The 9,167-nt window shown below is 65.0% G+C and carries 16 protein-coding genes; all 16 read right to left on the bottom strand.

From position 1 onward, the window contains the following. Positions 1-218: 218 nt before the first annotated feature. On the bottom strand, positions 219-623 hold the full coding sequence (gene rpsK / locus AC5P09_RS18585; RefSeq protein ID WP_003956432.1) for a 30S ribosomal protein S11: 405 nt from the start codon (positions 621-623) through the stop codon (positions 219-221). A gap of 66 nt (positions 624-689) precedes the next feature. Further along, entirely contained in the window at positions 690-1,070 is a 381-nt protein-coding gene (gene rpsM / locus AC5P09_RS18580; RefSeq protein ID WP_266435005.1) for a 30S ribosomal protein S13, read from the bottom strand. A 208-nt stretch (positions 1,071-1,278) separates the two neighbouring features. Further along, entirely contained in the window at positions 1,279-1,392 is a 114-nt protein-coding gene (gene rpmJ, locus AC5P09_RS18575; RefSeq protein WP_003998809.1) for a 50S ribosomal protein L36, read from the bottom strand. A gap of 58 nt (positions 1,393-1,450) precedes the next feature. Then, positions 1,451-1,672, bottom strand: a complete 222-nt coding sequence (gene infA / locus AC5P09_RS18570) for a translation initiation factor IF-1 (RefSeq protein ID WP_003948620.1) — start codon at positions 1,670-1,672, stop codon at positions 1,451-1,453. A gap of 183 nt (positions 1,673-1,855) precedes the next feature. Beyond that, positions 1,856-2,692 (bottom strand): type I methionyl aminopeptidase, encoded by an 837-nt coding sequence (gene map, locus AC5P09_RS18565; RefSeq protein WP_493874954.1) that lies wholly within the window; start codon positions 2,690-2,692, stop codon positions 1,856-1,858. 148 nt (positions 2,693-2,840) lie between these two features. After that, entirely contained in the window at positions 2,841-3,500 is a 660-nt protein-coding gene (locus tag AC5P09_RS18560; RefSeq protein WP_493874953.1) for an adenylate kinase, read from the bottom strand. Continuing rightward, positions 3,500-4,813, bottom strand: coding sequence for a preprotein translocase subunit SecY (gene secY, locus AC5P09_RS18555; protein WP_493874952.1), 1,314 nt, complete (start codon positions 4,811-4,813; stop codon positions 3,500-3,502). The genes AC5P09_RS18560 and secY overlap by 1 nt, the downstream gene beginning before the upstream one ends. 430 nt (positions 4,814-5,243) lie before the next feature. Next, a complete protein-coding gene (rplO, locus tag AC5P09_RS18550) occupies positions 5,244-5,699 on the bottom strand; it encodes a 50S ribosomal protein L15 (protein WP_493874951.1) in 456 nt (151 codons plus the stop codon). A 2-nt stretch (positions 5,700-5,701) separates the two neighbouring features. Then, the gene (rpmD, locus tag AC5P09_RS18545; protein ID WP_005481207.1) at positions 5,702-5,884 is read right to left on the bottom strand and encodes a 50S ribosomal protein L30; all 183 of its coding nucleotides are present in this window, start codon (positions 5,882-5,884) and stop codon (positions 5,702-5,704) included. Next, the gene (gene rpsE, locus AC5P09_RS18540) at positions 5,884-6,492 is read right to left on the bottom strand and encodes a 30S ribosomal protein S5 (RefSeq protein ID WP_307676745.1); all 609 of its coding nucleotides are present in this window, start codon (positions 6,490-6,492) and stop codon (positions 5,884-5,886) included. The genes rpmD and rpsE overlap by 1 nt, the downstream gene beginning before the upstream one ends. A 41-nt stretch (positions 6,493-6,533) precedes the next feature. Then, positions 6,534-6,917 (bottom strand): 50S ribosomal protein L18, encoded by a 384-nt coding sequence (gene rplR / locus AC5P09_RS18535; RefSeq protein WP_053753923.1) that lies wholly within the window; start codon positions 6,915-6,917, stop codon positions 6,534-6,536. Positions 6,918-6,920: 3 nt separating this feature from the next. Next, positions 6,921-7,460 carry a 50S ribosomal protein L6 gene (rplF, locus tag AC5P09_RS18530; protein ID WP_217237694.1) on the bottom strand — a complete coding sequence of 180 codons (540 nt, stop codon included), beginning with the start codon at positions 7,458-7,460 and terminating at the stop codon, positions 6,921-6,923. 24 nt (positions 7,461-7,484) lie between these two features. Beyond that, positions 7,485-7,883: a 30S ribosomal protein S8 gene (gene rpsH / locus AC5P09_RS18525; protein WP_007494756.1), complete on the bottom strand. Its 399-nt coding sequence runs from the start codon at positions 7,881-7,883 to the stop codon at positions 7,485-7,487. 211 nt (positions 7,884-8,094) lie between these two features. Continuing rightward, positions 8,095-8,280 carry a type Z 30S ribosomal protein S14 gene (locus AC5P09_RS18520; RefSeq protein ID WP_003948630.1) on the bottom strand — a complete coding sequence of 62 codons (186 nt, stop codon included), beginning with the start codon at positions 8,278-8,280 and terminating at the stop codon, positions 8,095-8,097. Positions 8,281-8,285: 5 nt separating this feature from the next. Next, positions 8,286-8,843 (bottom strand): 50S ribosomal protein L5, encoded by a 558-nt coding sequence (gene rplE / locus AC5P09_RS18515; protein ID WP_307676744.1) that lies wholly within the window; start codon positions 8,841-8,843, stop codon positions 8,286-8,288. Then, a complete protein-coding gene (rplX, locus tag AC5P09_RS18510; protein WP_329338029.1) occupies positions 8,843-9,166 on the bottom strand; it encodes a 50S ribosomal protein L24 in 324 nt (107 codons plus the stop codon). Before rplX ends, rplE begins: the two co-directional genes overlap by 1 nt. Position 9,167 lies beyond the last annotated feature (1 nt).

Below are 9,167 nucleotides of genomic sequence, written 5' to 3'. Positions count from 1 at the left end.
CAGCGGCTCGATCACGAACCGGGAGCGGAACTCGTCGACGACCTCTTCGGTCAAGGACGGACGCTGAGCAATCAGCATGTGGTGATCCTTCGGTCATGGGCGCCCGCTATTTGACGCCCTGCCCACCGGGCGGTAGCCCGATGTTGATACTTCTGCAAGGGTACGGGCGGCACGCCTCCGAAGAGCCGTACCGCCCGCAACCTCAAGACAACCGAGCCTCAGACGCGACGGCGCTTGGGCGGACGGCAGCCGTTGTGCGGGGTGGGGGTGACGTCCTGGATGGAGCCGACCTCGAGGCCGGTGGCCTGGAGGGAGCGGATCGCGGTCTCGCGACCGGAGCCCGGGCCCTTCACGAAGACGTCGACCTTGCGCATGCCGTGCTCCTGCGCGCGGCGGGCGGCCGACTCGGCGGCCATCTGCGCGGCGAAGGGCGTCGACTTGCGCGAGCCCTTGAAGCCGACGTGGCCGGCGGAGGCCCAGGAGATCACGTTGCCCGAGGGGTCCGTGATCGAGACGATCGTGTTGTTGAACGTGCTCTTGATGTGCGCGTGGCCGTGAGCGACGTTCTTCTTTTCCTTGCGGCGCACCTTCTTGGCAGCGCCCTGACGACCCTTGGGGGGCATCTATAACTCCTACGGGAGGTGGTCGGTCCTACAGCGAAGACCGCTTGTTCAAGCGTCCGCTGAGGACTACTTCTTGCCCGGCTTCTTCTTACCGGCGATGGCGCGACGCGGGCCCTTGCGGGTGCGGGCGTTCGTGCTGGTGCGCTGACCGCGGACAGGCAGACCGCGACGGTGACGGAGACCCTGGTAGCAGCCGATCTCCACCTTGCGGCGGATGTCGGCCTGGACCTCGCGACGGAGGTCACCCTCGGTCTTGATGTTGTTGTCGACGTACTCGCGGATCGCGACCAGCTCCTCCTCGGAGAGGTCGCGAACCCGGGTGTTCGGGTTGATGCCGGTCTCGGCCAGCGTGAGCTGGGAAAGGGTCCGGCCGATGCCGAACACGTAGGTCAGGGCGACCTCCACACGCTTTTCGCGCGGGATGTCAACACCGGAAACGCGTGCCATTCAATGGCTCCAGTTGATCTTCGGAGGTCTTCCACAGAACCGACTCCCAGCCGCCGGCCTCTTCTATTCGAAGATTTGGTACGAACTGGGTCCCCGGCCTCCGAACCGGGGGTATCAGGCGATCGCTCGCGATGCCTGGGTCCTGCGTATGAACATGTTCAGCTCGCGTCGCGCGAAGTTCTGCGGAGAGCAGAGGGTGGGTCGTGCGTCAGCCCTGGCGCTGCTTGTGGCGCGGGTTCTCGCAGATGACCATGACCCGACCGTGACGGCGGATCACCCTGCACTTGTCGCAGATCTTCTTGACGCTCGGCTTGACCTTCATGGGGTGAGGTTCTCCGGGTCAGTGCCACCACCCCGCCGGAGCGGGGCAAAGGCAAGATCTACTTGTACCGGTAGACGATCCGGCCACGCGTCAGGTCGTACGGAGACAGCTCCACCACGACCCGGTCGTCAGGGAGGATACGGATGTAGTGCATACGCATCTTGCCGCTGATGTGCGCCAGGACCTGGTGGCCGTTCTGGAGCTCGACCTTGAACATGGCGTTCGGAAGAGACTCGACGACAGTGCCCTCGATCTCGATGGCACCTTGCTTCTTGGCCACGCTTCGCCCTTCGAATCGACTACCTTGATCGACTCCCTTTGCGTCCCTTACGGGCGCATGCGGACATGCGGGTGCACGAGAGCCGACGAGTCAGTCTACGTCAGCGCACCCGGAATGACGAATCGAGAGAGTCTGCCCCGAGCGGGAGATCTCTAAGCGCGCGTCGGGCATCCCGGAACGCGCTCAGACCAGCGGGTCCGGCGCCGCCGTGATCCCGTGCTCCGCGAGCTTCGCCTTACCGCCGTCCGGAGCCGTCAGGACCAGCGGTCCCTGCTCCGTGAGGGCGACGGAGTGCTCCCAGTGGGAGGACCAGGTGCCGTCGGTGGTGATGACCGTCCAGTCGTCCTGGAGGACCTCGGTCTTCGGGGTGCCCAGGGAGACCATCGGCTCGATGGCGAGGCAGAAGCCGGGGACCAGCTTGGGGCCCTTGCCGCGGCGCCGGTCGACGTAGTTCAGCAGGTGCGGGTCCATGTGCATCTCGGTGCCGATGCCATGGCCGCCGTAGTCCTCGATGATGCCGTAGCGACCGCCGCCTGCCTTCGGCTGGCGGCGGATGTACGTCTCGATGGCCTTGGAGACGTCCACGAGCCGGTTGCCCTGCTTCATGGCCGCGATGCCGGCCCACATCGACTCCTCGGTGACCCGGGAGAGCTCGATGAGCTCCGGAGCGTGTCCGGAGCCCACGAAGGCGGTGTACGCGGCGTCGCCGTGCCAGCCGTCGATGATCGCGCCGCAGTCGATGGAGATGATGTCGCCGTCCTTGAGGACGACCTCGTCGGACGGGATGCCGTGGACCACGACCTCGTTCACCGAGGTGCAGATCGTCGCGGGGAAGCCGCCGTACCCGAGGAAGTTCGGCTTCGCGTCGTGCTCCGCGAGCACCTTGCGCGCGACCTGGTCCAGGTCCTTCGTCGTGGCCCCGGGCACCGCGGCCTCACGCGTCGCCGCGTGGATGGCGGCCACGACCAGCCCCGCCTCACGCATCTTGGCGATCTGCTCGGGGGTCTTGATCTGCACCATGGGGGCGGGGGCCTTTCTCGGACCGGGGGTGTGACGGGCGCCTTCAACGATACGTGCACCCACGCAGCAGCCGCGGCCCCCTGGGAAGGGAACCGCGGCTACGGCGACACGTATGAAGCACGTATGAAGAAGGATGTACGGAGAACGGCTACGCGGCGTCCTCGCGCTTCAGGGCCTCCATGGCCCGCGCGGTGACGTCCTCCACCTTGCCGAGCGCCGAGATCGTGACCACCAGGCCCTGCGCCTTGTAGTAGTCGATGATCGGCTCGGTCTGCGTGTGGTAGACCTCCAGCCGCTTGCGGACGGTCTCCTCGGAGTCGTCGTCGCGCTGGTAGAGCTCGCCGCCGCAGACGTCACAGACGCCGTCCTGCTTCGGCGCCTTGTACGACACGTGGAAGACGTGCGCCGAGTCGTTACGGCAGATACGACGGCCGGCGATGCGCTTGACGACCTCTTCCTCGGGGACCTCGAGGTCCAGGACCCCGTCGAGCTTCATGTCCTCGTCCTGCAGCATCTCGTCCAGCGCCTCGGCCTGCGACACGTTCCGCGGGAAGCCGTCGAGAAGGAAGCCGTTCTCGGCGTCCGGCTTCTCCATGCGGTCCTTGGCCATCCCGATGGTGACCTCGTCCGGGACCAGGTTGCCCGCGTCCATGTAGGACTTCGCCAGTTTGCCGAGTTCCGTCTGCTGGCTGATGTTGGCCCGGAACAGGTCGCCCGTGGAGATGTGCGGGATCGACAGGTTCTGGGCGAGGAACGCGGCCTGCGTTCCCTTACCGGCACCCGGCGGCCCGACGAGGACGATACGCATCAGCGGAGGAACCCTTCGTAATTGCGCTGCTGAAGCTGACTCTCGATCTGCTTCACCGTCTCGAGACCCACACCCACGATGATCAGGATGCTGGTCCCGCCGAACGGGAAGTTCTGGTTTGCCCCGAAACCAGCCAACGCCATCGTCGGCACGAGAGCGATCAGCCCCAAGTACAGCGAACCCGGCCAGGTGATCCGGTTGAGTACGTAGGACAGGTACTCAGCGGTCGGTCGGCCAGCCCGGATGCCCGGGATGAAGCCACCATACTTCTTCATGTTGTCGGCGACTTCCTCGGGGTTGAACGAGATAGCCACGTAGAAGAAGGCGAAGAACACGATGAGGAAGAAGTACAGGATGATGTGCGGCGTGGCCGCCGTATCCGCGAGGTTCTTCTCGATCCAGGTCGCCCAGCCCGCAGTGGATCCGGCGAACTGCACGATCAACGCCGGGATGTAGAGCAGCGACGACGCGAAGATGACCGGGATCACACCCGCCTGGTTGACCTTCAGCGGGATGTAGGTCGAGGTACCGCCGTAGGAACGGCGGCCGATCATCCGCTTCGCGTACTGCACCGGGATACGGCGCTGGGCCTGCTCGACGAAGACCACCAGGCCGACCATGACCAGGCCGACCAGGATCACCGTGCCGAACTCGATCCAGCCGCCGGCCAGCGAGCCCTGCTGCTTGATGGCCCACAGCGCGGACGGGAAGGTCGCGGCGATCGAGATGAACATGAGGATCGACATGCCGTTGCCGATACCGCGGTCGGTGATGATCTCACCGAGCCACATGACGACGGCCGTGCCGGCGGTCATGGTGATGACCATGGTCATCGTGGTGAAGATCGAGCGGTCCGGCACGATCGAGGTCGCGACCGGGCAACCGCTGAAGAGCGCACCGCTGCGGGCGGTGGCCACCAGGCCGGTGCCCTGCAGGACGGCGAGCGCCACCGTCAGATAGCGGGTGTACTGCGTGATCTTCGCGGTACCGGCCTGTCCCTCTTTCTTGAGGGCCTCCAGGCGCGGGATCACGACGGTCAACAGCTGCAGGATGATGCTCGCCGTGATGTACGGCATGATGCCGAGCGCAAAAATCGTGATCTGCAGCAGCGCGCCACCACTGAACATGTTGACCAGCCCGAACAGACCCTGGTTCGCGCTGGCCTGGTCGATGCAGGTCTGTACGTTCTTGTAGTCGACACCCGGGATCGGCACATGCGTGCCGACTCGGTAGACCACGATGATGCCGAGCGTGAAGAGCAGCTTCTTGCGCAGGTCGGGCGTCCTGAACGCCCGGGCGAACGCGGTGAGCACGGAGCCTCCTGCGCCCCCCGCACGCAGAGCAGGGAGGCTAGTCGTTGACAAGGCATTGAAAGCCAGTAGACGGTCGCCCAACAGTGCTGAGGGAGACAGACACCTGTCACCACTAGCTATGGATGGACCACAGGACTCTAACAGTGCCGACCCCCTTGCAAGAAGCGGACGAACCCGACGACGGTCGCCCGGGAGCGGCTCTCCGCCACGGCCAGGAATCGTCTCTTCCTCACACACCCCCGCATTTCGCATCAATCACCTCTACGAAAGCGGCCGAACTGTGCGGAGACGCGTGCGGTGACACGTCTCATGACACGCCTCATATGAAAAAGGCCCGCCGAAATATCGGCGGGCCTTTTTCGGCCGGGGATACCCACAAAAGAGGTATCCCCGGTCGGGATCGTTCAAGTCAGCGAGACGTCCGAGGGAATCAGACGAGCTCGGTGACGGTACCGCCGGCAGCGGTGATCTTCTCCTTGGCGGAGCCGGAGACGGCGTCGACCGTCACCTGCAGCGCCACGGAGATCTCGCCCTGGCCGAGGACCTTGACGAGGCTGTTCTTGCGAACGGCACCCTTGGCGACGAGACCCTCGACGGTGACCTCGCCACCCTCCGGGTACAGCTCGCCCAGCTTGTCGAGGTTCACGACCTGGAACTCGGTCTTGAACGGGTTCTTGAAGCCCTTGAGCTTCGGGAGACGCATGTGGAGGGGCATCTGGCCACCCTCGAAGCGCGCCGGAACCTGGTAGCGGGCCTTCGTGCCCTTGGTACCACGACCTGCCGTCTTACCCTTCGACGCCTCACCACGACCCACACGGGTCTTGGCGGTCTTGGCGCCCGGGGCGGGACGGAGGTTGTGGATCTTGAGCGGGTTGTTCTCCGCCATGATCAGTCGACCTCCTCGACCGTCACGAGGTGGCGGACGGTGTGCACCATGCCGCGGAACTCGGGACGATCCTCCTTGACGACCTGCGTGTTGATCCCCTTGAGACCAAGGGAGCGCAGGGTGTCACGGTGGTTCTGCTTGCTGCCGATGTACGACTTCGTCTGCGTGATCTTGAGCTGAGCCATTACGCAGCACCAGCCCCGGCACGCGCACGCAGCAGAGCCGCGGGAGCGACGTCCTCGAGCGGCAGACCGCGGCGGGCCGCGACCTCCTCGGGACGCTGCAGGCCCTTCAGGGCCGCCACGGTCGCGTGCACGATGTTGATCGCGTTCGACGAGCCGAGCGACTTCGACAGGATGTCGTGGATACCGGCGCACTCGAGCACGGCACGCACCGGACCACCGGCGATAACGCCGGTACCCGGAGACGCGGGCTTGAGCAGCACGACGCCGGCAGCCTTCTCACCCGTGATCGGGTGCGGGATGGTGCCCTGGATACGGGGGACCTTGAAGAAGTGCTTCTTGGCCTCCTCAACACCCTTGGCGATGGCGGCCGGCACCTCCTTGGCCTTGCCGTAACCGACACCCACGGTGCCGTCACCATCGCCCACCACGACCAGCGCGGTGAAGCTGAAGCGACGACCACCCTTCACAACCTTGGCGACGCGGTTGATCGCGACAACGCGCTCAACGTACGCGGTCTTCTCGGCAGCAGAAGCGCCACCGTCGCGACCCTTCCGGTCCCGCCGCTCGCCGCCACCGGCACCGCCACCGCGGCGCTGGGGTCCAGCCATTGGAATTACCTCTCTCTGTTTCCGCTAGCTACGGAACCGGCTCAGAACTTCAGTCCGGCTTCGCGGGCGGCGTCCGCCAGCGCAGCGATGCGCCCGGCGTACTGGTTGCCTCCACGGTCGAATACGACAGCCTCGACACCGGCGGCCTTGGCGCGCTCGGCGACCAGGGCGCCGACCTGCTTGGCCTGCGCGGACTTGTCGCCCTCCGCTCCGCGGATCGAGGTGTCCAGGGTGGACGCCGACGCAAGGGTGTGACCCTTGAGGTCGTCGATCACCTGGGCCACGATGTGGCGGTTCGAGCGGGTCACGACCAGACGAGGACGCTCCGCCGTACCGTTGATCGACTTGCGGATCCGGATGTGGCGGCGCTTGATCGCGGCGCGCTTGTAGGCGTCGCCCTTGAGGATCTTCTGTCCGTATGCCATGGCTTACTTACCCGCCTTTCCGACCTTGCGGCGGATGACTTCGCCCTCGTACTTGACACCCTTGGCCTTGTACGGGTCGGGCTTGCGCAGCTTGCGGATGTTGGCCGCAACCTCGCCGACCTTCTGCTTGTCGATGCCCTCGACCTGGAAGCGGGTCGGGTTCTCCACCTTGAAGGTGATTCCCTCGGGCGCCTCGACGGTGATCGGGTGGCTGTAGCCCAGAGCGAACTCGAGGTTCGATCCCTTGGCCTGTACGCGGTAACCGACACCGCTGATCTCGAGCTTCTTCACGTAACCCTGGGTCACGCCGGTGATCATGTTCGCCACCAGCGTGCGGGACAGGCCGTGCAGGGCCTTGTTCTGACGCTCGTCGTTGGGGCGGGTGACGTTGAGCACGCCGTCCTCACCCTTGGCGATGTCGATCGGCGCAGCGACGGTGTGGCTCAGGGAACCCTTGGGGCCCTTGACCGAAACCGTACGGCCGTCGATGGTGACGTCCACGCCGGCGGGAACCGTGATGGGGAGCTTGCCAATGCGCGACATAGCTGTTTCCTCCGTTCCCTTCCGCTACCAGACGTAGGCGAGAACTTCTCCGCCTACGCCCTTCTTGCCGGCCTGCTTGTCGGTGAGGAGCCCGTGCGACGTGGAGATGATCGCCACGCCCAGGCCGCCCAGCACCTTCGGCAGGTTGGTGGACTTCGCGTACACCCGGAGACCGGGCTTGGAGATCCGCTTGATGCCCGCGATGGAGCGCTCACGGTTCGGGCCGAACTTCAGCTCGAGGACGAGGTTCTTGCCGACCTCGGCGTCCTCGATCTTCCAGCCCGTGATGAAGCCCTCCTGCTGGAGGATCTCCGCGATGTGCGACTTGATCTTCGATGCCGGCATCGTCACGGAGTCGTGGTATGCCGAGTTCGCGTTCCGCAGACGCGTAAGCATGTCTGCGATCGGATCAGTCATGGTCATGAATTGGCCTTCGGCCTCTCTCGCCGGGGTTTCCTGGTGCGCCATCCCTCTCCCCGATCCGAGACGGGGCGGGTGCGGCGCGGTGGACCTACGGCGTAGTAAGTCGTATGGGCGTCCAGGCGCCCAACCCTCCTAGCCTAAGCCACGAAGGGGTGGGCACCTGACACCGCCCTTTACTTACCGAGAGTTCCTGACATCCCGAAGTACGGGACTACCAGGAGCTCTTGGTCACGCCCGGCAGCTCGCCACGGTGAGCCATCTCACGAAGGCACACGCGGCACAGGCCGAACTTGCGGTACACGGAGTGCGGACGACCACAGCGCTGGCAGCGCGTGTAGCCACGTACTCCGAACTTGGGCTTACGAGCAGCCTTGGCAATCAGAGCCTTCTTCGCCATCTCGCTCACGCCTCCTTGAAGGGGAAGCCGAGGTGACGAAGGAGCGCACGGCCCTCAGCGTCGTTGGTCGCCGTGGTGACCACGGTGATGTCCATACCCCGGACGCGGTCGATCTTGTCCTGGTCGATCTCGTGGAACATGACCTGCTCGGTGAGACCGAAGGTGTAGTTGCCACGACCGTCGAACTGCTTGGGAGACAGGCCGCGGAAGTCGCGGATGCGCGGGAGCGCCAGCGACAGGGTGCGGTCCAGGAACTCCCACATGCGGTCGCCACGAAGCGTGACGTGGGCACCGATCGGCTGACCCTCACGCAGCTTGAACTGCGCGATGGACTTGCGGGCCTTGGTGATGGCCGGCTTCTGACCGGTGATGGTGGTCAGGTCACGGACGGCACCGTCCATGAGCTTCGAGTCACGGGCGGCGTCGCCGACACCCATGTTGACCACGATCTTGACGAGACCGGGGATCTGCATGACGTTCTCGTACTTGAACTCGTCACGCAGCTTGCCCGCGATCTCCTCGCGGTACCTCGTCTTCAGACGCGGAGTGGTGGTGGTCGTCATCAGATGTCCTCACCCGTCCGCTTGGCAACGCGAACCTTGTTGCCCTCTTCGTCGAAGCGGTAACCGACACGCGTGACGACCTTGTTGCCGTCCTTCTCCACGACGAGCTGAACGTTGCTCACGTGAACAGGGGCCTCGGTCGTGACGATGCCACCGGCCTGCGAACCCTTGGCGGTCGGGCCGGCCTTGGTGTGCTTCTTGACCCGGTTGACACCCTCGACCAGGACACGGTCCTCACGGGGGAAGGCCGCGATGACCTTGCCCTGCTTGCCCTTGTCCTTACCGGTGATGACCTGGACCAGGTCGCCCTTCTTGATCTTCATG

The sequence above is a fragment of the Streptomyces sp. a15 genome, from assembly GCF_059026085.1.
The sequence above is the reverse complement of the archived record's forward strand: the minus strand, read 5'-3'. Positions and strand labels throughout refer to the sequence as shown.